The organism is Neisseria mucosa, from assembly GCA_003028315.1.
GTDB classification, from domain to species: Bacteria; Pseudomonadota; Gammaproteobacteria; order Burkholderiales; family Neisseriaceae; genus Neisseria; species Neisseria mucosa.
Window position 1 is genome coordinate 1457626 of the sequence record CP028150.1, and the last position, 24588, is coordinate 1482213.

26 protein-coding genes and 3 tRNA genes are annotated in these 24588 nt (G+C 50.7%); 11 read left to right on the forward strand and 18 right to left on the reverse strand.

Features of this window, described 5'->3' with window-relative positions:
• Positions 1-31: 31 nt before the first annotated feature.
• The 3 genes from NM96_07280 to NM96_07290 are packed head-to-tail and all read right to left on the reverse strand — an operon-like array spanning position 32 to position 2555.
• Entirely contained in the window at positions 32-1390 is a 1359-nt protein-coding gene (locus NM96_07280) for a hypothetical protein (protein AVR79157.1), read from the reverse strand.
• 54 nt (positions 1391-1444) lie between these two features.
• On the reverse strand, positions 1445-2263 hold the full coding sequence (locus tag NM96_07285; protein AVR79158.1) for an NYN domain-containing protein: 819 nt from the start codon (positions 2261-2263) through the stop codon (positions 1445-1447).
• 19 nt (positions 2264-2282) lie between these two features.
• The gene (locus NM96_07290) at positions 2283-2555 is read right to left on the reverse strand and encodes an ACT domain-containing protein (GenBank protein ID AVR79159.1); all 273 of its coding nucleotides are present in this window, start codon (positions 2553-2555) and stop codon (positions 2283-2285) included.
• 158 nt (positions 2556-2713) lie between these two features.
• Here NM96_07290 and NM96_07295 point away from each other — a divergent pair, with 158 nt between their 5' ends.
• Positions 2714-2899, forward strand: coding sequence for a hypothetical protein (locus NM96_07295; GenBank protein ID AVR79160.1), 186 nt, complete (start codon positions 2714-2716; stop codon positions 2897-2899).
• A 107-nt stretch (positions 2900-3006) separates the two neighbouring features.
• Here the strand turns inward: NM96_07295 and alr are convergent, their stop codons facing one another.
• Entirely contained in the window at positions 3007-4065 is a 1059-nt protein-coding gene (alr, locus tag NM96_07300; protein ID AVR79161.1) for an alanine racemase, read from the reverse strand.
• A gap of 458 nt (positions 4066-4523) precedes the next feature.
• Between alr and NM96_07305 the strand changes: the two genes are divergently transcribed.
• A complete protein-coding gene (locus NM96_07305) occupies positions 4524-5405 on the forward strand; it encodes a carbohydrate kinase (GenBank protein AVR79162.1) in 882 nt (293 codons plus the stop codon).
• Positions 5406-5484: 79 nt separating this feature from the next.
• Here the strand turns inward: NM96_07305 and thiD are convergent, their stop codons facing one another.
• The 14 genes from thiD to NM96_07375 form a co-directional block, all read right to left on the reverse strand.
• Positions 5485-6291, reverse strand: a complete 807-nt coding sequence (gene thiD / locus NM96_07310) for a bifunctional hydroxymethylpyrimidine kinase/phosphomethylpyrimidine kinase (protein ID AVR79163.1) — start codon at positions 6289-6291, stop codon at positions 5485-5487.
• A 255-nt stretch (positions 6292-6546) separates the two neighbouring features.
• Positions 6547-7542: an ornithine carbamoyltransferase gene (argF, locus tag NM96_07315; protein AVR79164.1), complete on the reverse strand. Its 996-nt coding sequence runs from the start codon at positions 7540-7542 to the stop codon at positions 6547-6549.
• A 221-nt stretch (positions 7543-7763) separates the two neighbouring features.
• Positions 7764-8573, reverse strand: a complete 810-nt coding sequence (locus NM96_07320) for a methylated-DNA--[protein]-cysteine S-methyltransferase (protein ID AVR79165.1) — start codon at positions 8571-8573, stop codon at positions 7764-7766.
• 424 nt (positions 8574-8997) lie between these two features.
• Complete coding sequence (gene dapE / locus NM96_07325) at positions 8998-10143, reverse strand: succinyl-diaminopimelate desuccinylase (GenBank protein ID AVR79166.1); 1146 nt, start codon at positions 10141-10143, stop codon at positions 8998-9000.
• A 168-nt stretch (positions 10144-10311) separates the two neighbouring features.
• Positions 10312-11253 (reverse strand): ribosome biogenesis GTPase YlqF, encoded by a 942-nt coding sequence (locus tag NM96_07330; protein ID AVR79167.1) that lies wholly within the window; start codon positions 11251-11253, stop codon positions 10312-10314.
• A 154-nt stretch (positions 11254-11407) separates the two neighbouring features.
• Positions 11408-11638 (reverse strand): protocatechuate 3,4-dioxygenase, encoded by a 231-nt coding sequence (locus NM96_07335; GenBank protein ID AVR79168.1) that lies wholly within the window; start codon positions 11636-11638, stop codon positions 11408-11410.
• A gap of 12 nt (positions 11639-11650) precedes the next feature.
• Positions 11651-11875: a transposase gene (locus NM96_07340; GenBank protein ID AVR79169.1), complete on the reverse strand. Its 225-nt coding sequence runs from the start codon at positions 11873-11875 to the stop codon at positions 11651-11653.
• On the reverse strand, positions 11787-12641 hold the full coding sequence (locus tag NM96_07345) for an RNase adapter RapZ (GenBank protein AVR79170.1): 855 nt from the start codon (positions 12639-12641) through the stop codon (positions 11787-11789). The genes NM96_07340 and NM96_07345 overlap by 89 nt, the downstream gene beginning before the upstream one ends.
• Positions 12622-13584, reverse strand: coding sequence for an HPr kinase/phosphorylase (locus NM96_07350; protein AVR79171.1), 963 nt, complete (start codon positions 13582-13584; stop codon positions 12622-12624). The genes NM96_07345 and NM96_07350 overlap by 20 nt, the downstream gene beginning before the upstream one ends.
• A gap of 3 nt (positions 13585-13587) precedes the next feature.
• The gene (gene ptsN, locus NM96_07355; protein AVR79172.1) at positions 13588-14037 is read right to left on the reverse strand and encodes a PTS IIA-like nitrogen-regulatory protein PtsN; all 450 of its coding nucleotides are present in this window, start codon (positions 14035-14037) and stop codon (positions 13588-13590) included.
• A gap of 281 nt (positions 14038-14318) precedes the next feature.
• Positions 14319-15236: a 4-hydroxybenzoate octaprenyltransferase gene (locus NM96_07360; GenBank protein AVR79173.1), complete on the reverse strand. Its 918-nt coding sequence runs from the start codon at positions 15234-15236 to the stop codon at positions 14319-14321.
• 435 nt (positions 15237-15671) lie between these two features.
• Positions 15672-16415 carry an rRNA pseudouridine synthase gene (locus tag NM96_07365; GenBank protein ID AVR79174.1) on the reverse strand — a complete coding sequence of 248 codons (744 nt, stop codon included), beginning with the start codon at positions 16413-16415 and terminating at the stop codon, positions 15672-15674.
• A gap of 116 nt (positions 16416-16531) precedes the next feature.
• Entirely contained in the window at positions 16532-17395 is an 864-nt protein-coding gene (galU, locus tag NM96_07370; protein AVR79175.1) for a UTP--glucose-1-phosphate uridylyltransferase, read from the reverse strand.
• Between the two features lie 194 nt (positions 17396-17589).
• Positions 17590-18201, reverse strand: coding sequence for a CoA pyrophosphatase (locus NM96_07375; GenBank protein ID AVR80295.1), 612 nt, complete (start codon positions 18199-18201; stop codon positions 17590-17592).
• A gap of 180 nt (positions 18202-18381) precedes the next feature.
• Here NM96_07375 and NM96_07380 point away from each other — a divergent pair, with 180 nt between their 5' ends.
• The 9 genes from NM96_07380 to NM96_07420 all read left to right on the forward strand — a co-directional run bounded on the left by NM96_07380 (position 18382) and on the right by NM96_07420 (position 24558).
• Positions 18382-20241: a hypothetical protein gene (locus NM96_07380; protein ID AVR79176.1), complete on the forward strand. Its 1860-nt coding sequence runs from the start codon at positions 18382-18384 to the stop codon at positions 20239-20241.
• A 54-nt stretch (positions 20242-20295) separates the two neighbouring features.
• Positions 20296-20883 (forward strand): outer membrane lipoprotein LolB, encoded by a 588-nt coding sequence (gene lolB / locus NM96_07385; GenBank protein ID AVR79177.1) that lies wholly within the window; start codon positions 20296-20298, stop codon positions 20881-20883.
• A gap of 27 nt (positions 20884-20910) precedes the next feature.
• Positions 20911-21756 carry a 4-(cytidine 5'-diphospho)-2-C-methyl-D-erythritol kinase gene (locus NM96_07390; GenBank protein ID AVR79178.1) on the forward strand — a complete coding sequence of 282 codons (846 nt, stop codon included), beginning with the start codon at positions 20911-20913 and terminating at the stop codon, positions 21754-21756.
• 6 nt (positions 21757-21762) lie between these two features.
• Positions 21763-21838 (forward strand) — tRNA-Gln (locus NM96_07395).
• A gap of 11 nt (positions 21839-21849) precedes the next feature.
• Positions 21850-21925, forward strand: a tRNA-Gln gene (locus NM96_07400).
• Between the two features lie 11 nt (positions 21926-21936).
• Positions 21937-22012, forward strand: a tRNA-Gln gene (locus tag NM96_07405).
• 244 nt (positions 22013-22256) lie between these two features.
• Positions 22257-23240 (forward strand): ribose-phosphate pyrophosphokinase, encoded by a 984-nt coding sequence (locus NM96_07410; GenBank protein AVR79179.1) that lies wholly within the window; start codon positions 22257-22259, stop codon positions 23238-23240.
• Positions 23241-23306: 66 nt separating this feature from the next.
• Positions 23307-23879 (forward strand): 50S ribosomal protein L25, encoded by a 573-nt coding sequence (locus NM96_07415; GenBank protein ID AVR79180.1) that lies wholly within the window; start codon positions 23307-23309, stop codon positions 23877-23879.
• 361 nt (positions 23880-24240) lie between these two features.
• On the forward strand, positions 24241-24558 hold the full coding sequence (locus NM96_07420) for an XRE family transcriptional regulator (GenBank protein AVR79181.1): 318 nt from the start codon (positions 24241-24243) through the stop codon (positions 24556-24558).
• The last annotated feature ends 30 nt before the right edge of the window (positions 24559-24588 follow it).

Sequence of the window (24588 nt, forward strand, 5' to 3'; positions counted from 1 at the left end):
TTTTCAGACGACCTTTTTCATGGTCAGGCAATCAGTTCTTCATCGACTGAACCGGCGCGGGAATCCTGCCGCCGCGATTGACGAACACTTCGCACGAACCTTCTTTGACCGGCATCACGGGCGCGTAGCCCAGCAGGCCGCCGAACTCAACACTGTCGCCGACGGTTTTGCCCGTTACCGGAATGATGCGCACGGCGGTGGTTTTGCTGTTGATCATACCGATGGCGGCTTCGTCGGCGATGATGCCGGAAATCGTGTGCGCGGGCGTGTCGCCGGGAACGGCAATCATGTCCAGCCCGACCGAGCAGACGGCGGTCATCGCTTCGAGTTTGTCCAACGTCAGCACGCCTGCTTCGGCGGCGGCAATCATGCCTTCGTCTTCGGAAACGGGAATAAACGCGCCGCTCAAACCGCCGACCGCGCTGGAAGCCATCATGCCGCCTTTTTTCACGGCATCGTTCAGCAATGCCAAGGCAGCCGTCGTGCCGTGCGTACCGCAGACGCTTAAACCCATTTCTTCAAGGATGCGCGCCACCGAGTCGCCGACAGCGGGGGTCGGTGCCAGCGACAAATCAAGAATACCGAACGGGATGCCCAGTATTTTCGAGGCTTCGCGGCCGATGAGTTCGCCCACGCGGGTGATTTTGAAGGCGGTTTTCTTCACGACTTCGGCGACTTCGGTCAGGCTGACCGCGTCCGAATTTTCCAGCGCGGCTTTGACCACGCCCGGTCCCGATACGCCGACGTTGATAACGGCGTCCGCTTCGCCCGACCCGTGAAACGCGCCCGCCATAAACGGATTGTCTTCCACCGCATTGCAGAACACGACGATTTTAGCGCAGCCGAAACCTTCGGGCGTGATTTCAGCCGTGCGTTTGATGGTTTCGCCCGCCAGTCTGACCGCATCCATATTGATACCGGCGCGCGTGCTGCCGATATTGATGGAGCTGCACACGATGTCGGTAGTCTTCATCGCTTCGGGAATGGAGCGGATTAACACCTCGTCTGAAGGCGACATGCCTTTTTGTACCAGCGCGGAAAAACCGCCGATAAAAGACACGCCGATGGCTTTGGCTGCCTTGTCCAAAGTCTGCGCCACGCTGACGTAAGAATCGGCTTTGGTTGCCGCCGCGATTTGGGCAATCGGCGTGACGGAAATACGCTGATTCACAATCGGCACGCCGTATTTGGCGGAAAGGTGTTTCGCCGTAGCGACCAAATCTTTGCCGATGGTGGTGATTTTGTTGTAAATGTTTTGGTTCAACACATCGATGTCGGTGCTGATACAGTCGTGCAAATCAATGCCTATGGTAATGGTGCGGACGTCGAAATGCTGGTCGGCAACCATTTTGACGGTTTCAAGTATCTCATTACTGTGGAAATTGTTCATGGGATTCGGCCTTTCTTGCAGGTCGTCTGAAAAATATTTTCAGACGACCTTCGATTAGACTTTAAGCTTGACATACATATGCTCTTGCGTGCCTTCAGCAGTTTTTCGCATCTCGTAATCAAACACATCAGAATATTTTTTTACTAAATCGGTAAATTTCTTACAACCGTAATTACGTGGGTCAAAATCTACCTGCAAGCGTTTCCAAGTGGCACCGAATGCAGTCATAGCCATCCATTCACTATCCGCATGTTCGAAAATTTTATGTATAGTCTCCAACGGTAGTTTGTTCTCAAGTTGTTCGGCAATTTTCGGTTGAGCTTGAGCATTTTCGGGAGAGACTGTTTGAATCTGTTTCTCTGTTGGTTTCTGTGGTTTATCGGTTACTGTTTCTTTTTGTGCGGGTTCAGGCATCAAGTTTTCTACATAGATAAATTGGCTGCACGCATTACGGAAAGCTTCAGGCGTTTGCTTTTTGCCGAAACCGTAAACTGTTACACCTTGTTCCTTCAACCGGATAGCCAGTGCAGTAAAGTCACTATCACTAGATACCAAACAAAAACCATCAAAACGGCCGGTATAGAGTAAATCCATCGCATCAATAATCATAAAACCGTCAGTGGCATTTTTACCTGTGGTGTAGGCGAATTGCTGCATAGGTTTGATAGCATGCTCATTAATGACAGCTTTCCATTTACCGTTGTCACCAACAAAGTTGCCATAGATGCGTTTTACCATTGCTTCACCGAATTTAGTTGTTTCTTCTAAAATCGCATCAATGGTTTGCGCTGACGCATTATCAGCATCAATTAAAACAGCCAGCCGTGCAGATTTCTCTTCAGCTACATTAAAACTAATTTTATTTTTTGACATAATTTTAGAGTTCCTAAAATCAAATGCGATGCATGGCTTGGAAGATTTCTTCGTTTTGCATGCGGATGTCGAGCGCGAGTTTTTTGCTCTCTTCCGCAAACAAATCCAGCATTTCTTGCCGCGATTTGGGGCATTTCGAGGTATCCACTAAGATAATCATGGTGAAGAAATCGTCCATCAGCTGCTGGCTGATATTGAGGATGTTGATTTGGTTTTCCGCCAAAATTCTGGAAACGTCGTACACGATGCCGACGCGGTCTTTGCCGATGACGGTGATGACTGAATTGTTCATAAGTCAGGGTCCTTGTAGGGGTCGTCTGAAAAATTGATTTGGGAAATTATAGCACCGCTTTAGAATAATATGACTTGGATTGTTGACAATTTTGCATTGCCCGAACCTGATATTCCGTCTGCCGTCATTCCCGCGCAGGTGGGAATCCAGATTTATCCGTGCAGAAATCGTCAAAGAAAAAGTTTCCTAAATTTTATAGTGGATTAAATTTAAATCAGGACAAGGCGACGAAGCCGCAGACAGTACAGATAGTACGGCAAGGCGAGGCAACACCGTACTGGTTTAAAGTTAATCGACTATATGTTCTGGATTCCCGCCTGCGCGGGAATGACGGCCACTCTTAAAATATTTGGATTTTCAAAAAGCCTTATGAATAAGGTCGTCTGAAAACCATTTAACGAAACCGTTAACTTTGTTTTCAGACGACCTTCAGTTCAAACCGCCGCCTAAATCACTCCGAATAGGTAAACTTTGCGCGTTTGACGTTGCAAAGGATTTCATACGGAATCATACCGGCGGCTTCGGCGACTTCGTTGATATTAACAATGTCGCCCCACAATTCGACTTCCGCACCCAAACCTTCTTTGGAAGCATCGAGTTCGACGGTGATCATGTCCATTGACACCCTGCCGATGATGCGGCTGCGTTTGCCTTCGACGGCAACGGGCGAGTTGGTCGAGGCTCGGCGCGGATAGCCGTCGGCGTAACCGCAGGCAATTAGGCCGACGCGTGTAGATTTGCTGGTATAAAACGTCGCGCCGTAGCCGATAGGAGAATGAGGTTGCAGGACGCGTTCGCCGAATACGCGGGAAGTCAGGCGCATGACGGGTTTCAGGCGTTCGTCCACGCCGCCGAACGGAGAAATGCCGTAAAGCGCCAGTCCGGCACGCCCCCAATCGCGGCGCGCTTCGGGAACGTTCAAGATGGCGGCGGAGTTGGCGAGGCTTTCTTCGCCTTCCAAGCCTTCACACGCCAAATCAAAGGCTTCAAGCTGCATTTCGGTCATGCCGTTGTCGGGTTCGTCAGCGCAGGCAAAATGGCTGAATTTGACGATGCTGTCAACGTGTTTGCACTGTTTCAGGGCGGTGTAGGCGGAAGTGTAATTGTGCGGGAAGAAGCCGGCGCGGTGCATACCGGAATCCATTTTGAGCCAGACTTTGACGGGATTTTGCCAATGATGGGCGATTAAGGCTTCGAGTTGCCACTGGCTGCCGACGCCCGGCCACAAATTGTATTTATCAACGGTGGCGTATTCCGATGCTTCAAACACGCCTTCAAGCAAAACGATGGGATTGGTAATGCCGCTCTCGCGCAATTCGACGGCTTCGTCCACGGTGGCGACGGCAAACCCGTCGGCAAGGTCAGACAATGCGTGGGCGCACCGTACCGCGCCGTGTCCGTAAGCGTCTGCTTTAATGACGGCAAGCATCTTGCCGCCGTGAATCTGTTTCAGGGTTTGGTAATTGTGGCGCAGATTGTCCAAGCGGATTCGGGCATTTAATGGACGCATGATTTGTTCTTTCCGTTAATGAAGGTCGTCTGAAAATGGATATTCACGTTTTCAGACGACCTTTCGGTATTTTTAACGACCACATTATAGGCTTAAAGAGAGGGTTTTTAAATATCGTAATGAAATGAAGAAAATTGGAATATATAGCCCGTCTGTTCAAACATATTCTGCCGATTTGTATTTAAATTTCAAAAATCAGCATATCCCCTTCCCAAAGCACTTATAAAATGAAAGAAAAATAAACCCTGCTAATTTGCCGAATCAGGCCGCCTGTAACGCAATATTGTGATGAATCAAACTTCCTGACGGATAAGCCTACGATTGCTTGTCAGTCGGTAGATTTTAAAACATAATACTTACGCGCCTAAGTATTGGAGTTTTACTACAAATACATGATAGGTAAGCCGTACGCAGCGCAGCAGTTCCATCCAATCAACTCAAAGCAAGGAAGGTCTAAAATGAAAGTAACCAGTTTCGGCGAAGTGTTGTGGGACGATTTTCCAAGCGGCAAAGTGTTGGGCGGTGCGCCGCTGAACGTTTTGGTCCGTTTGCAATCCTTCGGGGTCGATACCGCCATCATCAGCCGCCGCGGCGATGATGCCGACGGCGAAGAGCTGCTGCGCCAAATCCAAGCGAAAAACGTCAATACCGACCTGCTGCAAGTGTGCAAAGAATGCGATACCAGCCTTGTCAAAGTCATCTTGGACAAATGCGGCAGCGCGTCATACGAAATCGTATATCCCTGCGCGTGGGACCGCATCATCGTCGAAGATGCCGCCTTGCAGCGTGTCGCCGAATCCGATGCCTTCGTGTTCGGCAGCCTTGCCACCCGCGACGAGATTTCCCGTGCGGCATTAGACAAACTGATGGAAAAAGCCAAATTCAAAATCTTCGACGTCAATCTGCGCAAACCCCACTACGACACCGACCGCCTGCTCGCCACCATGAAGCGTGCGGATATGCTCAAGCTCAATGACGACGAATTGTACGAACTGTCCGCAGTTTACGGCTCTCCCTACCACAGCATCGAACAAAACATCGCCTACCTCAACCGCTTGACCGGCGCACAAACCATCTGCGTCACTTTAGGCGGACACGGCGCGATTTTATACAAAGACGGCGAACTCTACCGCCACTGCGGCTTCCGCATCAAAGTCGCCGATACCGTCGGCTCCGGCGACAGCTTCTTGGCAGGACTGACTTACAAACTGCTCAACAATGCCGAGCCTCAAGAAGCCATCACTTTCGCCTGCGCTCTCGGCGCCCTAGTCGCCTCCAGACACGGCGCGACGCCCGACATTTCCTTACAAGAAATCGAAAGCTTCATGAATCCGGCTTGATGTTTGCCATCAACGGATGCCACAACAAAAGGTCGTCTGAAAACGGATTTTCTGTTTTCAGACGACCTTTCCATATCCCTCAATCCCGATAAGCCCAATGATTGACCGGACCGTGTCCCGCGCCGATGTTCAAAGGGTTGCGAATCGCCTCGGTAATGTATTTTTTGGCGGTTTGCACGGCTTCGAGTGTCTCGAAACCTTTTGCCAGCTCGGCGGCGATACAGGCGGAGAACGTGCAGCCTGTACCGTGCGTATGCGCCGTCGGGAAGCGGCGGTCGGTAAATTCAAACACATCATCCGGCGTAAACAGCCAGTCTGTGCAGTATTCGCTGCGGCTGTCGCCCAAATGCCCGCCTTTAATCACCACGTTTTTCACACCGCAATCTTGCAGGATTTTGGCAGCGCGTTCCGCGTCTTGGCGGTTTTCAATGCGCACGCCCGTCAAGGTTTCCGCTTCGGGCAGGTTCGGCGTCAGAATGTCGGTATCAGGCAGAAGCAGACGTTTCATCGCTTCAACGGCGGAGTCCTGCAACAGCGGCGCGCCGCCTTTGGCAATCATCACCGGATCAAGGACGCGCTTGCCGAAACAGCATTTTTTCAGATTTTCGGCAACGCATTCAATCACTTCCGCCGTACCCAGCATCCCGATTTTATAGGCGCGGATTTCAAAATCGGAGCGGACGGCTTCGATTTGAGCAGTGATGATGTCGGTCGGAATCAGATGCACCGCCGATACGCCGAGCGTATTTTGCGCGGTCACGGCTGTCAGCACGCTGGTGCCGAACACGCCGCGCATCTGAAACGTCTTCAAATCCGCCTGTATCCCCGCCCCGCCGCCGGAATCCGAGCCGGCGATGGTCAGCGTTTGGACAAATGTTTCTTCCATTTGGTTTCTCCTGTTTCTTGGTTGGACAATTTAGGAAGCGGTTTGAAGGTCGTCTGAAAAACAATCATGCTTGTTTTCAGACGACTTTTGTTTTGTGGAAATCTAAAAGTTTGGAATCGCAACAATCTCTGTACATTCGCCCAAAATAGAAGTCTAGATTCCTGCCTTCGAGGGAAGGGAGTGTAAGTGCCTGTTATTCAGATTTATTATATGACTGATTTAATCATTTTTTTGATATAGCACTGCCGTTAGCCGTCAATCCCCCAGCGCCGCCACCATTACCGCTTTAATCGTGTGCATCCGGTTTTCCGCTTGGTCGAACACGATGCTGGCGGAGCTTTCGAACACTTCTTCCGTTACTTCCACGCCGTTTAAGCCGAAGGTTTCGTAAATCCATTCGCCGACTTTGGTTTCGCGGTTGTGGAAGGCGGGCAGGCAGTGCATGAATTTGACCTGCGGGTTGCCCGATACCGCCATCAGCTCGGGAGTAACGCGGTAATCTTTCAATAAATCAATGCGTTCCTGCCACGCTTCTTTCGGCTCACCCATGCTGACCCACACGTCGGTATGGATAAAATCGACGCCTTTGACAGCTTCTTCCGCGTTTTCGGTCAGCAAAATCTTTCCGCCGGTTTCTTCGGCGACGGCGCGGGCGCGGGCGACGATGTTTTCAGACGGCCACAAGGTTTTCGGTGCGCCGATACGCACGTCCATGCCGAGCTTCGCGCCCAACACCAGCAGCGAGTTTGCCATGTTGTAACGCGCGTCGCCGACGTAGGCAAACGCGGTTTGGTTCAAGGGTTTGCCGCTGTGTTCGCGCATGGTCAGCGCGTCGGCGAGCATTTGGGTGGGGTGGAACTCGTTGGTCAAGCCGTTGAACACGGGCACGCCGGCGTATTTCGCCAATTCTTCGACCACGTCCTGCCCGAAGCCGCGATATTCGATGCCGTCGTACATCCTGCCCAACACGCGGGCAGTGTCTTTGATGCTTTCCTTATGCCTGATTTGGCTGGCGGACGGCTCCAGATAAGTCACCCCCGCCCCTTGGTCACGTGCGGCGACTTCAAACGCGCAGCGGGTGCGGGTCGATGTTTTTTCAAAAATCAGGGCGATGTTCTTCCCTTTCATCCGCTGCACTTCGTGCCCTGCCTTTTTGGCGGCTTTCAACTCGGCGGCAAGGTCGAGGTAGGCGGTGATTTCTTCGGGCGTGAAATCCAAAAGTTTCAGGAAATGGCGGTTTTTCAGGTTCATATTCGTATTTCTCCTTTCCGGCAGGTCGGGTATTGATGAGCAATCTGCCGCTGCTCTATTTTATAGTGGATTAACTTTAAACCAGTACGGCGTTGCCTCGCCTTGCCGTACTATCTGTACTGTCTGCGGCTTCGTCGCCTTGTCCTGATTTAAATTTAATCCACTATAGTCAGGTCGGATTTTCGAATCCGGTAATTTCAATCGACGTTGTTACCTCAAAATCAAAACAAGGTCGTCTGAACTTCGCCGCGTTCCAAAGCAAGCAGCGATTGTTTGCGGTTCAGGCCGCCTGCGTAGCCGGTCAGCTTGCCGTCACTGCCGATGACGCGGTGGCAGGGAATCAGGATGGACACTTTGTTCTGCCCGTTGGCGGCGGCAACGGCGCGGACGGCTTTGGGATTGCCCAAACGCTGCGCCTGCTCCTTGTAGCTGCGCGTTTCGCCGTAAGGAATCGCCAAGAGCGCATCCCATGCCTGCTTTTGAAATTCAGTGCCAATCTGCTCCAAGGACGTGGCAAAGGTTTTCAGACGACCCTTGAAGTATAAGTCCAATTCCTGCCGCAGAAGTTGCGTTCGCTCATCTTCCCGAAACACAAACCGTCCGCGCAAGGCTTTTTGGACGGCAGTAATTTCCTGCTCCATATGTTTCTGCCCGACAAACTCCAGCAAACACAAGCCTTTACCGCCGAACACCGCCAGCATCTCGCCCAAAGGCGTGACAATGGCGGCGGCGGTCAGTTCGTTCGAGCTATCAGGATAACGCGCTTCCAAGAGACGGATGGCACGGCGGATACGGACATATTCTTCAGGCGCGCAGCCGATACGGTCGATAAAATCCTGCTCGAACTGTTTGGCTTCGTGTTCCGTCAGATTGGGATACGGCATGACTTCACACTCAAAAACTTGGGTTTCGAGCCAATGGCGGATTTCATCCCATTTTGACGGCAGGTTGTTTAAGGAAGGCAGGGTAATCATTCGTTTGCTCCGTATCTCTATCATGGATTTGACGGCAAAATCCCCAATTTTCGCCATTCCCGCACGCCGATGCAGGAACGGGCTACGACGGAAATCTTGAGGGTTGGGTTGCGGCAATTCCTAAATATTCGATATTTCTAAAGCCTCAGGGAAAGGAATTAAAGATTTCAGACGACCTTGCAAATTTAAGTTTGACGTGCGTTCGAAATAAGGCAGTTGATGCGAAGCCAAATTCCGTCGGTGTGCCTGCAACTTGGCTCCCTCCCCTGTGGGGGAGGGTTGGGGAGAGGGTAAAACGGGGCAGATACAGACAATATTTCCGTTGCCACCCTAATGCCCTCTCCCTAACCCTCTCCCACGGGAGAGGGAATGGATTGCCGTTCAAATAAATCGTTCTACATAAAAATCAATGCGTTATCTCAAACTCACGTTAGGTCTAATCAAATTGTCGGACATCCATATCCGACAGCCCATTTTCTTTTCAGACGGCCTTTTCAGCCAACAACCGCGCCAATATCCCCTCATACACCGCCGACAGCTTCGGAATATCGTCCAGCCGCACGTTTTCGTTGATTTGGTGGATGGTGGCATTGGACGGGCCTAATTCGATGAGTTCTTTCGCAATGGCTTTAATGAAGCGTCCGTCCGAAGTGCCGCCGGTGGTGGACAATTCGGTCTCTACGCCGCAGGTTTCGGCGATGGCTGCGCGTGCCACGTCGGTCAGTTTGCCTGCATGGGTCAGAAAGGGCTGCCCCGAACACGACCACTGCAAATCGTATTGCACGCCGTGTTTGTCCAAAATGGCGTGGACGCGTTGTTTCAGCCCTGCTTCGGTGGACTCGGTGGAGAAGCGGAAATTGAATTTGACGTTCAGCTCGCCCGGAATGACATTGGTCGCGCCTGTGCCGCCGTTGATATTGGAAATTTGAAAGCTGGTCGGCGGGAAGTATTCGTTGCCTTCGTCCCAGACTTCCTGCGTCAGCTCTAACAAGGCCGGGGCAAAAGTATGCACGGGATTGATTGCCAAATGCGGATAGGCAATATGTCCTTGCTTGCCTTTGACGGTCAGGTTGCCCGACAGCGAGCCGCGCCGGCCGTTTTTAATCATATCGCCCAATTTGTCCACGGCGGTCGGCTCGCCGACGATGCAGTAGTCGATAAGCTCGTCGCGCGCTTTCAACACATCGACGACTTTGGTCGTACCGTCCAGCGCGTCGCCCTCTTCGTCGGAAGTAATCAGAAGCGCAATGCTGCCTTGGTGATCGGGATGTTCGGCAACAAAGCGTTCGCAGGCGGTAACGAAACAGGCGATGCTGGTTTTCATGTCCGCCGCGCCGCGCCCGTATAATCTTCCGTCGCGCTCGGTCGGCTCGAACGGGGGCGAATCCCATTTTTCAACAGGACCTGTCGGCACGACGTCGGTATGTCCTGCAAAACAGACGACGGGAGCCTGCGTGCCGCGTCGCAACCAGATGTTTTTGGTGTCGCCGAAATGGAGTTCTTCAGCCGCAAAACCGATTTTGTGTAGGCGTTCGGCAAGCAGTTTTTGGCAATCTCGGTCGTCGGGGGTAACGGACGGGCGGGAAATCAACGCTTTGGCGAGTTCTAGGGATTGAGTTTCGGTCATTTTTTGGTTTTCTTGTTGATTGTGAATATTTGGAACAGGTCGTCTGAAAATCAGTTTCGGGTTTCAGACGACCTTTTTGTAGCAAATTATATAGCGTTCGATGCTTGAATTCATTCCTATGCGGAAATGGAGACACGGATATTTTCTATTTTAGCCCACCATACCGCCCTACTCGTCCGCGGGCTTCTGCCCTTTGCGTTCCGCTTTTCTGGCTTCGCGAATGGCTTTGAGTTCGGCTTCTTTTTGACGGGCTTTTTTGAGCCATGTTTCCCATTGGTTCGGCGTTTCGAGGGTGATTCTGCCGATTTTACCTTCGCGGAAGTCGGTGAGGATGTTCTCGGCGGCTTTTTGGTAGTTGATCCGTCCGCCGCTGAGGACTGCGCCGCGTTTTTTGGCTATCCATTCGAGCCATGAGTTGTCGTCCCAGTGGCTGCTGGGATCTTTGTCGGCTTGGTAGCGTTCTTGCAACATGGCGAGGTAGTGGCGGCGGAGGTAGTCTAGGAGCTCGAGGGCGACTTCTTCTTCGTCCAGCGCATTGCGTCCGACTGCGCCGCCGGCAGCGAGGTTGTAGCCGCCTTCTTCGACGATGATTTTCGGCCACAGCATTCCAGGGGTGTCGTAGAGCCAGAAGTCGTCGGCGAGGAAGAGGCGTTGTTCGGCTTTGGTAATACCGGGTTCGTTGCCGGTTTTGGCGGATTTTTTGCCTATCATGCCGTTGATGAGGGTGGATTTGCCGACGTTGGGGATGCCGCAGATGAGGACGCGCAGGGGTTTTTCTATGCCTTGGCGGTGGGGAATCATGGCGCGGCAGGCTTGGGTGATTTTGCCGTGCACGCCGGTTTCGGAGGAATCGAGGGCGATGGCGCGGGTGTCGAGGCGGCTGTTGTAGTGTTCGAGCCAGATTTTGGTGCGTTCGGGGTCGGCAAGGTCTTGTTTGTTGAGGATTTTGAGTTTGGGCTTGCCTTTGGAAAGCTGGGCTAGCAGGGGGTTTTCGCTGGAGGCGGGCATACGTGCGTCCAGCATTTCAATCACCATGTCGACGCTTTTGGCGCGCTCGGCGATGGCTTTTTTTGCTTTGTTCATGTGGCCGGGAAACCATTGGATTGCCATGTTTTGTTCTTTCTGTATGATTTGCGGTGGGTCGTCTGAAAAGTGGTTCGGCGGTGTTTTCAGACGACCTGAGGTTTGTCCGTTTTCTGTGCAAAGGTCGTCTGAAAGCCTTCGCGGTTTTTCAGACGACCTTTTGGTTTGGGGCGCTCAAGGTTTAGAGGTTGCCGTGTTCGTAGCGGTAGTAGCCGGCTTCGTCCATACATTGTTCAAGGGATTTGGATTCGCCTCCGTGTTTGGCGTCGTGTTGCGCTTGTGATTTGCAAACGTTGATTTGGCGGGAAACTTCGGCTTCGCTTGCGCCGGTGCGGTGCCAGCGGTAGGCGGGGACTTCGGTGGCGCAGGCGGCGAGTGTGCAGGCGAGTGCGAGGGTGAGGATGTGTTTCATGGGTTTCTCCTTTTATAGTGGATTAAATTTAAACCAGTACGGCGTTGCCTCGCCTTGCCGTACTATTTGTACTGTCTGCGGCTTCGTCGCCTTGTCCTGATTTAAATTTAATCCACTAAATATCGAAAAGGTCGTCTGAAAAGGGGAATCAGCGTCCGGACAGGTTTTGCGCCTGTCTGTGGCGGACCAGCAGTTCGTAATGTCCTTGCAGGCGTTGGGCGAGTTTTTCGACGACATAGACGGAACGGTGTTGCCCGCCGGTACAGCCGATGGCGATGGTAACGTAGCTGCGGCTTTCTTTTTGCAGGCGCGGGAGCCAGTGGTTCATAAAGTGGTCGATGTCGTCCACCATTTCCTGCACCAGGGGCTGCTGGTCGAGATACGCTTGAATGGGGGCGTCCATGCCGGTGTAGGGGCGCAGCTCGGGATCGTAATAGGGATTGGGCAGGCTGCGCATATCGAACATGAAATCGGCGTTGTTCGGCACGCCGTATTTGAAGCCGAAAGACTCGAGGATAACCAAAAGCCCCCTGCGCTCGATGTTGAGCCATTGTTGAACGGCGTAACGCAGCTGCTGCGCGTTCATTTTGGATGTATCGATGCAGTAGGCGATGTCTTTGAGCGGGAACAGCCATTCGCGCTCTTTTTGCAGGCTTTCCAGCAGGGTAAGGTTCAGTCCCGACAGCGGATGGCCGCGCCGCGTTTCGGAAAAACGGCGCACCAGCACGCTTTCTTCTGCCTCCACAAACAATACTTCGACCTGATGGCCTTCATCGCGCAGGTATTGGATTTGCTCCTGCGCTTCCTGAATGTTGATGCCGGAGCGGACATCGACGCTCACGCCGAGTTTGGTTTCATCGGCGCGCTCGATATGGTGCAGCACCAGCGAAGGCAGCATTTCCAGCGGCAGGTTGTCCACGCAGAAATAGCCGAGGTCTTCAAGCTGTTTGAGGGCAACGGACTTGCCCGAGCCGGACAATCCGCTAATCAGGACGATTTTCATGGTTTTGTTCGTTTTCTTTGAGTTGTGTTTGATGGCGTTCGAGGAATTCTTTGGTACTGTCTTTGCCGCGCAACTGGAGGATGTAGTTGCGCACTGCCGCTTCAACCAATACGGCAAGGTTGCGGCCCACGGCGACAGGCAGGGTGACGGAACGGACGTTGACGTTGAGGATGGACTCGGTTTCCGTGCGTATGCTCAAGCGGTCGAGCTGCTTCATATAATCGTCGTCGGCAGCGACCAGGTTGATAATCAATTGGAGGATTTTTTTCGGACGGATGGAGGTTTCGCCGAAAATGTGGCGGATGTTGAGTATGCCCAAACCGCGCACTTCAAGGAAATCACGCAACATCGGCGGGCAGCGGCCTTCGAGCGTTTCGGGGCCGGTACGGAAAAGCTCGACCGCATCATCGGCGATCAGGCTGTGTCCGCGCGAAATCAATTCCAACGCCAATTCGCTTTTACCCAAGCCGGAATGACCGGTAATCAACACGCCGACTTCAAATACATCGAGGAATACGCCGTGTTTGACGATGGAAGTTGCCAGCGTGCGTTGCAGATAAATCCGCAACACGTCCATCAAATACGGGCTTTCGAGCTTGGAGGTCAGCAGCGGGATGTCGTTTTTATGGCAGTAGTCGCGCAATTTGGGCGAAACCGCCAGACCGTTGGCAACGATGACCAGCGACATGGGGATATCGAAGAGTTCACCGAAATCGTAATTCAATTCACCCGATTCGAGGCGTTTGAGATATTCGGCTTCGGCAACACCGACGACTTGGATTTGATTGGGATGGATAAAATTCAAATGGCCGACCAACGCCAAAACGGGTTTGTCGGCCTCTACTCCGATGCGGTTGTCCGCACCCGAATTGCCTGCCGCCCAAGCAAGTTGGAGCTTGTGCTGATTGTCGGAAAACAGGCGGCGGACGGATATACTGGGCATTCTTTACTCTTCTGCCAGAAGTTTGCGCACCTCCTCGGCAGAGGTTGCGGACATCAAGGCTTCACGGACGGCTTTTTGCGAGAACCTGCCCGCCAGTTTGGACAAGACTTCCAAATGCTCGCCGGTCGCATTTTCCGGCACCAACAACGTGAAAATCAGGGATACGGGTTTGCCGTCGGGCGCATCGAAAGCGACCGGTTCTTTCGTGCGGATAAACGCGCCGGTGGCTTTTTTCACGCAGGCATGACGGCCGTGCGGGATAGCGACGCCCTGCCCCAGGCCGGTCGAACCCAGCTTTTCGCGGGCAAACAGGCAGTCGAAGACATCGCCGTGAGGTAATTCTGCTTCATGTTCAAGCAGCAGGCCCGCTTCTTCAAACAAGCGTTTTTTGCTGCCGACTTCCAAGTCTAAAACGATATGGGACAAAGGCAAAATTTCGCCGATAAGGCTCATAGAAATCTCTTTTGATGTGGCAAAATGAAATGGAATTGTACCGACTGTCTGTACAAACCTCAATCCTGAACACGCAATTTACACTCAGATTGCTAACAAGAAATGCTGCTTCTTTGATATTTCTTAACTCATACACAAGGTCGTCTGAAAACGGCGGCAAGTGGTTTACCGCGGGTTTGGATACCAGATAAAACCCCGCCACCATCGTCAACCCGCCCTGCCCCAAAAGCAAAACGTCGTCTGAAAACCTTTTCAGACGACGTGTTAACCATTTTATTACCTTACAACCGCGTGGCAGCCAAAGCCCACAAATAATGCCCCGCCAGACCCAAAAACCACAGCAGACCGATATAGTTGTTATCCAAAAACACTTTAAAACAAGTTTGGCGGTCACGCGTTTTAATGGCATGGTATTGACCGATTTGCAGCCACACCACCGCAGGCAGCATGATCCAGTACGGCCATGTCGCGCCGATTTTCACGCCCAACACCGCCATCAGCGCGGTAAACCAAAAATGGCAGAGCATAGAAGCGGAAATATCGTGATCGCCGAACGTGATGGCCGAAGTTTTAATCCCGATTTTCAAATCGTCTTCCTTGTCCGACATCGCATAAATCGTGTCGTAGGCAAGCGTCCACAAAGCATTGGCGGTAAACATCAGCCACGCCGTAGAAGGTACGCCACTGCGGACGGCAGCAAACGCCATCGGAATCCCGAAAGAAAACGCCAGCCCCAAATAAAACTGCGGCAGCGGGAAAAACCGTTTGGTAAAGGGGTAAGTCATCGCCAAAAACAGCGCGGGAACGCTCATCACCCAAGTCAACAGGTTCAGCGGCGTCATGCAGAGGGCGGCAAGCAGGCAGAGGATGACCGTCAGCAAAATCGCTTCGGTTTTAGAAACCAGCCCGCGGGCAAAGGGGCGGTTTTTCGTGCGCTCGACCGAACCGTCAAAATCGCGGTCGGCAAAGTCGTTGATCACGCAGCCTGCGCTGCGCATAAAGAACGTACCGGCGGTAAACGCCCAAAAAATATCCGCTTCAGGAATCCCTTCCGAAGCAACCCATAACGCCCAATAGGTCGGCCAAAGCAGCAACAACGTGCCGATAGGCTTGTCGATGCGCATCAGCTTGCCGTATACCAAAATGCGGGCAACGGCGTGACGGTTGAGAAAATGTAGGAGAAAACGTCTTATCTTCATGTAGGTAATTTAAATTCTATGGCAAACCCGGACAAACCTCGCATCCCTTTTCAGACTTTGCCGTTACCTTATTAAAATTTTTGTAACTGTTTCAACGGAAACTTGCCTATTATAAGCTAATTTTCAAGAATGATGATTAAATTTAAACATTTATGACAAAAATTAAACAGGGTGCTATTTGGAAGTCTGGGAATGATTCTAGAAAATACAATACAAACATCTAAAATAAAATACTTAAAAATCAATAAGAAATCACTCTAAAAACACCACTCTTCTACCACATACCCAACTTACCTAAATCATCCATTTAATACGAAAAGTTCCTCCTTTATTACAAAATAAATAATTGGCATCCCCAAGAATAAGGTCGTCTGAAATGCAACCTACCAGTTTTCAGACGACCTTATCTTACTGCAAACATCAGGCTTACGACATTTAAAACGATTCATCCGCCCGCAGATAACGCCATTTGCCGGGCGGCAGTTTGCCCAGTTTGACTTTACCCATCCGAATCCGCTTCAGCCCGACGACGCGCAAACCGACGAGTTCGCACATACGGCGGATTTGCCGCTTTTTGCCTTGTTTCAACACGAAACGCAACTGGTCTTCGTTTTGCCATTCTACTTTGGCGGGACGCAGTTTCTCTCCGTCCAAACTCAATCCGTGGTTGAGCAAGGCAAGTCCTTTTTCGTCCAATTTGCCGCGCACGCGCACGAGATATTCTTTTTCGCTGCCGCTGTTTTCGCCGATAAGCTGCTTGGCGATGCGGCCGTCCTGCGTCAACACCAGCAACCCGACGGAATCGATGTCCAGCCTGCCGGCGGGCGCCAAGCCGAATTTGTGTTTTTCGCTGAACGGAATGCGGCTGTCGTCGCCTTCCCAACGGTTGTCCGCAGTAATCAGCTCGGCAGCGGATTTGTAGCCTTTTTCCGCCTGCGCGCTGACGTAGCCGACGGGCTTGTTGAGCAGGATGGTAACGCGCTCTGCCTGTCTTTCATGCGCCTGCCGGTTGAGGTCGATGCGGTCGCGTTCGGTTACTTTCTGACCGAGTACGGCGGTTTGCCCGTTGACCTTGACCCAGCCTTGCTCGATGTAGCTGTCTGCCTCGCGGCGCGAGCATAAGCCTAATTGCGCCATACGCTTGGAAAGACGCATGGTTTCTTCGGATGTATTGTCCATAATATGTCTGAATTTAAAAGAGAAAACGGATTATATCACTGCAATAGGAAAGGTCGTCTGAAAAGAAATCAAGAGACTCTTTCAGACGACCTTATCTTTTCAAGACTAGATCAGGCTTAAGAATATTGTTTTAAGAGTTCGCGGAACTGCACGCCGGTTTCCGGATGTTTCAAGCCGTAGGCAACGGTAGCTTCGAGATAACCCAGTTTGCTGCCGCAGTCGTAGCGTTTGCCGTCGAAGGCATGTGCGAGAACGAACTCGTGATCCAACAGGCGGGCAATGCCGTCGGTCAGTTGGATTTCGTTGCCTGCACCGCGCGGCAGGTTTTCCAGAAGGCTGAAAATGCGAGGAGTCAGGATATAACGGCCGACAACGGCAAGATTGGACGGTGCTTCTTCAGGTTTCGGTTTCTCTACAATATTGGTAATCCGTTGAAAGCTGTTTAATTTTTCCACTTCTACAATGCCGTAAGAGCCGGTTTGTGACGGATCAACGGTTTCCACGCCCAAAACGCTGTTGCCGCTTTGATTGTAGATATCGACCATTTGCTTGAGCGCGCCTTTGGGCGCGTCAATCAGGTCGTCGGCGAGAATAACGGCAAAGGGTTCGTCGCCCACTGCGGCACGAGCACACAATACGGCGTGTCCTAAACCCAAAGCCTCGGCTTGACGAATGTAAAGGCAGGTAATGTTAGAAGGCAAGATGTCTTTGACGTGTTCCAGCAGCTTGTCTTTTTGACGCATTTCCAGCTCGGTTTCCAGCTCGTAGGCTTTGTCGAAATGGTCTTCGATACTGCGTTTGTTGCGGCCTGTAATGAACACCATTTCTGTGCAACCGGCTTCTACTGCTTCTTCTACCGCATATTGAATCAACGGCTTATCGACGATAGGCAGCATTTCTTTCGGACTGGCTTTGGTGGCAGGCAGAAAGCGCGTACCCATACCGGCTACGGGGAAAACGGCTTTTTTAATCGGTCTCATAAACTTTCCTCTTACTTTATATTTCAAAGTACCAGCTATCCGGGCGCACAATAATTCATTGACTTCATTCCCAGACCACATTATCAAACAAAAAATGATTTTGTAATAATCATCAATGTGTTAATTGTATCATGACATAATTTCACTGTAACAACCTCAACCGTAAAGCACAGCAAAATCCTGTATCCGTACTTTCACTTTATACCCTTCCGATCGACACAATAATACTGGTAACGTTCTGCCAACCCATACAATATCAGTGCAGTTAATCCCCAAATATCGTAATGCAAATACGGCAAAACAGGCGTAGCGATCATATTGCCTTCATAGATGAAGCTGCGGCTGCTATAGTTGTCCATATCTAATGCAAAATCCAATGGCAAGTAAAAGATTTCAGCCACTTCCCCACTATTGACGCAAGTTGGCGGATTTTCCGGACAGAGTGCCAAAACCGGATGCACTTCATAACCGGACGGCGTGTAATAAGGCGGCAACGGTGGAAAAACCTGCCAAAAATGCGATGCAATCCCCGTCTCCTCTTCAGTTTCACGCAATGCCGTCACAATAAAGTCTTTATCCCCTTCGTCTGACCTGCCACCGGCAAAAGCAATCTGCCCGGTATGGTGTCGCAGGGTGTCGGCGCGACGCGTCAGCACAATTTGCCACCGCCCTTCCCGCCGAACGACTGCCAGCAAAACGGCGGCTGTTTTACCTTCCTGCCGGACAAAACGGTTTCGTTCCTCTTGCGCTATGCTGGCATAACGAAATGCCTGCCCGAAAAAATCCACAAGATCGTTCTGCCTCATCTCCATATACAGACTCCGAAAATAATGATTGATAGGTCGTCTGAAAAAAGAATATTACATTAGGTTTACGGTTGCTTAAAGCTCACGAATCTACAAAGACAAGCGCTTGTGATAAAGTATCGGCTGTTTTCACGACGGATTATCTGCGCTTCAGTCCGTTTTTTTGAATAAAGGCTTATCATGTTTTTGTCTCCGTCCCATATCCGCACACTGACAGCCGCCGTCATGCTGCTTTTTTCTGCCCAAACCATCGCCGCCAAACAAGAATCTGTACCAGAAGTTAAAATCCAATCCCAAACCATTCAGAAAAAAAACCGCCGTACGCCTGAAGCAAGGCTCGCCGAACAAGAGCGCTTGATTGCTGCAAACGATCGCGCTTGGAAAGTTTTCACGCTTTTAGGCGGCGAGATAGCTTTGCAAAAAGGGGATGCTGGTATGGCTTTGGGCACCTATATGCATATGCTCGACCGCACAAAATCACCCGACGTAGCAGAACGCGCATTGGAAATGGCGGTTTCACTCAATGCATTTGAACAGGCCGAATTGATTTATCAAAAATGGCGGGAAATCGAACCTGTTCCGGGTGCAGCGCAAAAACGCATGACTTGGCTACGCGACCTTCTACTCGAAAAAAACGACAAACACCTCAGCGGCTTGGATGAAGTCCTTGCAGGCGCTACCGAAGAACAAAACCGCCGTATTTTCCTACTTCTGGCCCAAACCGCCGTCCAGCAGCCTGATTTGGCAGAAAAGGCCTCGGCACAAGTTCATAAAGAAACACTCAAATACCCTGAAATGCCTGAAGCGGCGATTGCAGATGCCATTTACAGCGCATACGACGGCAAGAAAAAAAATGCCATTGCCGCCCTGCAAAGGCTCGCCAAACTGGATTCGGAAATCCTGCCTCCGACTATGCTCACCTTGCGCCTAATGGCGCAACGCAGTCCGGAAATCCTCAACGGATTCTTCGAACAAACCGACACGCGCAAACTGTCATCCGTATGGCAGGAGCTTGAAATCACCAACCTGGTTGCCAACCACCGCCCCGACAAGGCATACAGTCGTCTGAAAACATTACTGGAAGACAATCCCTCGCCCGATTTGTTTATCCAGGCTGCGATACTCTCCTCCAGCCGTAAAGATGACTTATCCGTTGTCAACCATTACCTCGAAAAAGCCTACCAATCCGGCACAAGCCAACAACAAAGCCGTGCCGCCCTGATCGGCGCCATGACTTATGCCGATGCCAAAGATTACGTCAAGGCCAAACAATGGCTCGGCAAAATCAATTCTGCGGATTACATTTTCGACAAAACCGTTCTCGGCGCTTCGCTCGAAGCCGAACAAGGCAACGGCAAAGCCGCGTGGGAATTGGCACAACGTGCGCTCAAACTGCCCGAGCAGCAGGGACGCTTTTTCGGTGCGCGCGAATTACAGCGTGTTTCCCTGTTTGCCATCGCCAAACATGACAACCCCAAAAAAGCACTATCAGAGTTGAATACACTCATGGTAAAAGCTTCCAAACAGCCTGATGCCAACCAACTGCTGCCCGACATCCTCTATCAACGCGCCATGGTTTACGACAAAATTGGAGAGCGCGACAAAGCTATTGCCGACCTTCGCCGCCAGTTGGAAATATCCCCCGACAGTACCAGCGGCATGAATGCACTAGGCTATATCATGCTTTCTTCCCCGAAATATGATTTAAACGAAGCATTCAAACTGATTCAGGCCGCGTATCAGGTTGAGCCGGAAAATCCCGCCATCAACGACAGTCTCGGTTGGGCATATTATCTGAAAGGCGATGCCGAAACCGCCTTACCCTACCTGCAATACGCCTTCGAACAATATCCCGACGCTGAAGTCGCCTCGCATTTGGGCGAAGTTTTGTGGAAGCTCGGCAAGCAAGAAGATGCCAAAGCCGTTTGGACCGAAGGTTTAAAACAAGAAGGCGACATCGGTTTATTGAAAGAAACCATGCGCCGATTTAACATCCCCGTTTCCCCGCGCAAAAACCACCCTTCCGCTAAAACAAAATAAAAACAGGTCGTCTGAAAACTTTTCAGACGACCCTTCCCCTGCACAGGATTTATCATGAAACAGACCAATATATTATCCGCAGCCGCCCTAACCCTCCTCATCACCGCCTGCGCCCGCCCCGAGTTCCCGCAGCAAAATGGTTGGCAACCGGCTGAAACAGTCAACGATTTTTCCGCCGAAGGACGAATCGCCGTCAAACTCGAAGGCAAAGGCTCTTACGCCAACTTCGATTGGACATACCAAAACCAAGTCCAAACCATCAACATCAACACCCCAATCGGCAGCACCGTAGGGCAGTTGTGCCAAGACAATCAAGGCGTATTGGCTGTCGATAACAAAGGCCGTACATATGAAGCCGCTACCGCACAAGAACTCAGCAACCGCCTATTGGGATTCGAACTCCCTATCCAATACCTGCACATTTGGGCAAGCGGAAAACGTGTAGCCGACGCACCATACCAACTGCTCCCTGGCAGCCGCCTGCAACAATTCGACTGGACAATTTCCCGCACACTCAACAGCAACGGCAAACCCAAAACCCTCTTATTGGAAAACCCGAAACTCACTCTGCGCTTGGCATTTGACAACCTCGACGATCATCCCGAGGGCAACACCCAAACCCAATGTGCCGCCAGAAAATAACCATCTTGCAACACAACCGTAAACAAAATGATTCCAAACGAAGCACAAGCCTTCCCAGCTCCTGCCAAACTCAACCTGGATCTCAGAATCACTGGAAAACGCGCAGACGGCTACCACAACCTAGAAAGTATTTTCTGCCTGATTGACTTATGCGATACCGTTTATCTGAAACCACGTTCAGACGACCTTATCATACTCCACACACCGACAGGCGATATTCCACCGGAACAAGACCTGGCATACCGTGCCGCATCTTTACTGCAAAAACACACTAACTCAAAATTAGGCGTTGAAATTTGGTTGGATAAAAAAATCCCGACAGGCGCCGGCTTGGGAGGGGGCAGTTCGGATGCAGCAACCACACTCACCGTATTGAATCATTGGTGGGAATGCCGATTATCCCGCCAACAGTTAATTGATTTAGGTGTGACTCTGGGTGCAGATATTCCCTTCTTCCTTTTCGGCAAAAATGCCTTTGCCAAAGGAATAGGCGAACAATTATCCCCTATCGACATACCAAAGCAATGGTATGTCATCATCAAACCCAAGGCTCATGTTTCCACTCCCAAAATTTTCTCGCATGGGAACTTGACACGAAATTCCAAACCAAGCATAATGCCGACTTTCCAATCTTTGCAGCCATTCAGGAATGATATGCAGGCTGTTGTTTTTCAGGAATATCCTGAAGTTTGGGAAGCTTATTGTGAATTATCCAAATACGGTTCTGCAATAATGACAGGATCTGGAGCATGTGTATTTCTCTCTACGGATAGTCAGCAAGAAGCAAACAATATATACCAACAAGTTTCACAATCATATGAAGCATATTGTGTTGAAGGTTTAGACATTCATCCTTTGTTTCAAATGATTTAATAAAGTTGGGGAGTCGTCAAGCGGTTAAGACACTGGATTTTGATTCCAGCATGCGAAGGTTCGAATCCTTCCTCCCCAGCCAAATCCCTTTGTTGGGGAGTCGTCAAGCGGTTAAGACACTGGATTTTGATTCCAGCATGCGAAGGTTCGAATCCTTCCTCCCCAGCCAACACCCTTTATTGGGGAGTCGTCAAGCGGTTAAGACACTGGATTTTGATTCCAGCATGCGAAGGTTCGAATCCTTCCTCCCCAGCCAAATAAGAGCGTGTAAGTTTCCTTACACGCTCTTTTATGTTAAGAATCAATGACAACGCTGAAAAACTTTGTTTTGTCGTGATAAATTTGGGGCGAAAAAAGACGGAACGGTAATGCAACGCCGCAAATTTAATTCACTATGCCGGTCATTATGCGTATAATAACGCCCATAATGTCTTGGACATAAAGCAGAGGGAAGCATGACGTTTTCTGAGCGGAAGTTAAACATAAAAACAGGTGAAAATATGGCCGCATACGACAGTTTGATGGTATTTACCGGCAACGCAAATCCGGAGTTGGCGCAACGCGTTGTCAAACACTTGGATATTTCGTTAGGCGAAGCCTCCGTATCCAAATTCTCAGACGGCGAAATTGCCATCGAATTAATGGAAAACGTCCGTGGTCGTGATGTTTTTATCCTGCAGCCCACCTGCGCCCCAACCAATGACAACCTGATGGAAATCCTGACGATGGCCGATGCGCTGAAACGCGCTTCCGCCGGTCGTATTACCGCGGCAATTCCTTATTTCGGCTATGCCCGCCAAGATCGCCGTCCGCGTTCTGTGCGCGTTCCGATTTCCGCCAAACTGGTGGCTAATATGTTGTATTCCGCAGGTATCGACCGTGTTTTGACTGTTGATTTGCATGCCGACCAGATTCAGGGGTTCTTTGATATCCCTGTTGACAACATCTACGCCACTCCTATTCTGTTGAATGACATCAAACAGCAGCGGATTGAAAACCTGACCGTAGTCAGCCCCGATATTGGCGGTGTAGTCCGCGCCCGTGCTGTTGCAAAATCATTAAATGCCGATTTGGCAATTATCGACAAACGCCGCCCGAAAGCCAATGTGGCGGAAGTCATGAATATTATTGGCGATATTCAAGGCCGTACCTGTCTGATTGTGGATGACATGATTGATACTGCGAATACGCTGTGTAAAGCTGCCGTCGCTTTGAAAGAGCGCGGAGCAGAACGTGTCTTGGCATATGCCAGCCACGCCGTATTCTCCGGAGAGGCAGTCAGCCGTATTGCCTCGTCCGAAATCGACCAAGTTGTCGTTACCGACACCATCCCTCTGTCTGAAGCGGCCAAACAATGCGACCGTATCCGTCAAGTGACGATTGCCGGCCTTTTGGCTGAAACGGTCCGCCGCATCAGCAATGAAGAATCCGTCTCATATCTTTTCAATGAAGAAGTGATGACAGGCAGCATGTTGCTGCCATAACCCCGAAGCCGTCTTAAGCTGGTCGCGGCCGATGACGGTAGTTTTATTTAATTTGGAGTATTTAACATGACTTATGAAATTCAAGCCTCTGTTCGTGAAGCACAAGGCACTGGTGCGAGCCGCCGCCTGCGTCGCGAAGGCCAAATCCCCGGTATTTTGTACGGTGAAGGTCAAGAGCCCGTTGCAATTGCTGTGGATCACAAAACTGTATTCTACGCATTGGAAAAAGAATCTTTCCACACTGCACTGATCAAACTGTCCCTGAACGGTGAAACCAAAGACGTTATCGTCCGTGATTTCCAAATGCACCCATTCCGTCGCGAAGTTCAACATATCGACTTCCAGGCCGTTAAAGCCGACCAACCGGTACGCATCCGTGTTCCCCTGCACATTGTTAACGCTGAAAACTCTCAAGCCGTGAAACTGCAAGGCGGTCGCGTATCCCTGTTGAACACTACTGTTGAAGTGGTTGCTTTGCCTGCCAACATCCCTGCATACTTGGATTTGGACTGCACTAAAGTCGTTGCCGGCGACATCCTTCACCTGTCTGACATCCAACTGCCTGAAGGTGTAGAAAGCGTTTCTCTGAAACGTAACGAAAACCTGGCGGTTGCTACCGTTACCGGTAAAAAACGCTAATTCCTTATGTGGAAATAAAAAACCGCACCGAATGGTGCGGTTTTTTATTTTTTATTATTAAAATAATCTATTTAAAAAATATATTTTATAAATATATAACTACTTGATTTGAATCAAAGCTCCAAATTGAGTTTCATTTATAATCGCCGACATTGGAACTGAGACGACACTTCTCAAAGTCCTCAAGATTTTCTGATCAGTAGATGATACATCTGCTTTGATTTAATACTCTCTATCTCTTTCCTCTTGATGTGTGTGTGTTTGGGTGTGGCTGTTGCCACCCCTTTTTTTTGGCTTTTATGTGAAGTAAAATCCGTAACAGCAAATTCTTAACTTCAACCATTTATCCGGAAACAAAATCATGAGCAATAAATTGACTCCGCCTGCCGAACTGCCTGATGAGCAGGATTTACGGGCGGTCTTGGCGTACAACATGCGGCTTTTCCGCGTGAATAAAGGCTGGTCTCAGGAAGAGCTGGCGCGGCAATGCGGTTTGGACAGGACTTATGTATCGGCTGTGGAGCGCAAACGCTGGAACATTGCGTTGTCGAATATTGAAAAAATGGCGACGGCTTTGGGTGTAGCGGCGTATCAGTTGCTGCTGTCGCCGCAGGAGCTGCTAAACCTGATGACCAATCCCTCTGATGCCCAACAGAGGTCGTCTGAAAACGATATTTGACCACCAAATCATCCGCCCCCTCTCCCCACT

Excerpts from the sequence above, each read along its gene's own strand:
- thiD (AVR79163.1), bottom strand. The coding sequence starts at position 6,291 with ATGGAAGAAACATTTGTCCAAACGCTGACCATCGCCGGCTCGGATTCC.
- galU (AVR79175.1), bottom strand. The coding sequence starts at position 17,395 with ATGAGACCGATTAAAAAAGCCGTTTTCCCCGTAGCCGGTATGGGTACG.
- argF (AVR79164.1), bottom strand. The coding sequence starts at position 7,542 with ATGAACCTGAAAAACCGCCATTTCCTGAAACTTTTGGATTTCACGCCC.
- alr (AVR79161.1), bottom strand. The coding sequence starts at position 4,065 with ATGCGTCCATTAAATGCCCGAATCCGCTTGGACAATCTGCGCCACAAT.
- NM96_07375 (AVR80295.1), bottom strand. The coding sequence starts at position 18,201 with ATGAGGCAGAACGATCTTGTGGATTTTTTCGGGCAGGCATTTCGTTAT.
- NM96_07335 (AVR79168.1), bottom strand. The coding sequence starts at position 11,638 with ATGAAACACATCCTCACCCTCGCACTCGCCTGCACACTCGCCGCCTGC.
- NM96_07380 (AVR79176.1), top strand. The coding sequence starts at position 18,382 with ATGTTTTTGTCTCCGTCCCATATCCGCACACTGACAGCCGCCGTCATG.
- NM96_07330 (AVR79167.1), bottom strand. The coding sequence starts at position 11,253 with ATGGCAATCCAATGGTTTCCCGGCCACATGAACAAAGCAAAAAAAGCC.
- lolB (AVR79177.1), top strand. The coding sequence starts at position 20,296 with ATGAAACAGACCAATATATTATCCGCAGCCGCCCTAACCCTCCTCATC.
- NM96_07410 (AVR79179.1), top strand. The coding sequence starts at position 22,257 with ATGGCCGCATACGACAGTTTGATGGTATTTACCGGCAACGCAAATCCG.
- NM96_07345 (AVR79170.1), bottom strand. The coding sequence starts at position 12,641 with ATGAAAATCGTCCTGATTAGCGGATTGTCCGGCTCGGGCAAGTCCGTT.
- NM96_07285 (AVR79158.1), bottom strand. The coding sequence starts at position 2,263 with ATGTCAAAAAATAAAATTAGTTTTAATGTAGCTGAAGAGAAATCTGCA.
- NM96_07320 (AVR79165.1), bottom strand. The coding sequence starts at position 8,573 with ATGGCGAAAATTGGGGATTTTGCCGTCAAATCCATGATAGAGATACGG.
- NM96_07365 (AVR79174.1), bottom strand. The coding sequence starts at position 16,415 with ATGGACAATACATCCGAAGAAACCATGCGTCTTTCCAAGCGTATGGCG.
- NM96_07350 (AVR79171.1), bottom strand. The coding sequence starts at position 13,584 with ATGCCCAGTATATCCGTCCGCCGCCTGTTTTCCGACAATCAGCACAAG.
- NM96_07280 (AVR79157.1), bottom strand. The coding sequence starts at position 1,390 with ATGAACAATTTCCACAGTAATGAGATACTTGAAACCGTCAAAATGGTT.
- dapE (AVR79166.1), bottom strand. The coding sequence starts at position 10,143 with ATGACCGAAACTCAATCCCTAGAACTCGCCAAAGCGTTGATTTCCCGC.
- NM96_07415 (AVR79180.1), top strand. The coding sequence starts at position 23,307 with ATGACTTATGAAATTCAAGCCTCTGTTCGTGAAGCACAAGGCACTGGT.
- NM96_07340 (AVR79169.1), bottom strand. The coding sequence starts at position 11,875 with ATGTCGTCGAAAAACTCGCCCAACGCCTGCAAGGACATTACGAACTGC.
- NM96_07420 (AVR79181.1), top strand. The coding sequence starts at position 24,241 with ATGAGCAATAAATTGACTCCGCCTGCCGAACTGCCTGATGAGCAGGAT.
- ptsN (AVR79172.1), bottom strand. The coding sequence starts at position 14,037 with ATGAGCCTTATCGGCGAAATTTTGCCTTTGTCCCATATCGTTTTAGAC.
- NM96_07290 (AVR79159.1), bottom strand. The coding sequence starts at position 2,555 with ATGAACAATTCAGTCATCACCGTCATCGGCAAAGACCGCGTCGGCATC.
- NM96_07390 (AVR79178.1), top strand. The coding sequence starts at position 20,911 with ATGATTCCAAACGAAGCACAAGCCTTCCCAGCTCCTGCCAAACTCAAC.
- NM96_07360 (AVR79173.1), bottom strand. The coding sequence starts at position 15,236 with ATGAAGATAAGACGTTTTCTCCTACATTTTCTCAACCGTCACGCCGTT.
- NM96_07305 (AVR79162.1), top strand. The coding sequence starts at position 4,524 with ATGAAAGTAACCAGTTTCGGCGAAGTGTTGTGGGACGATTTTCCAAGC.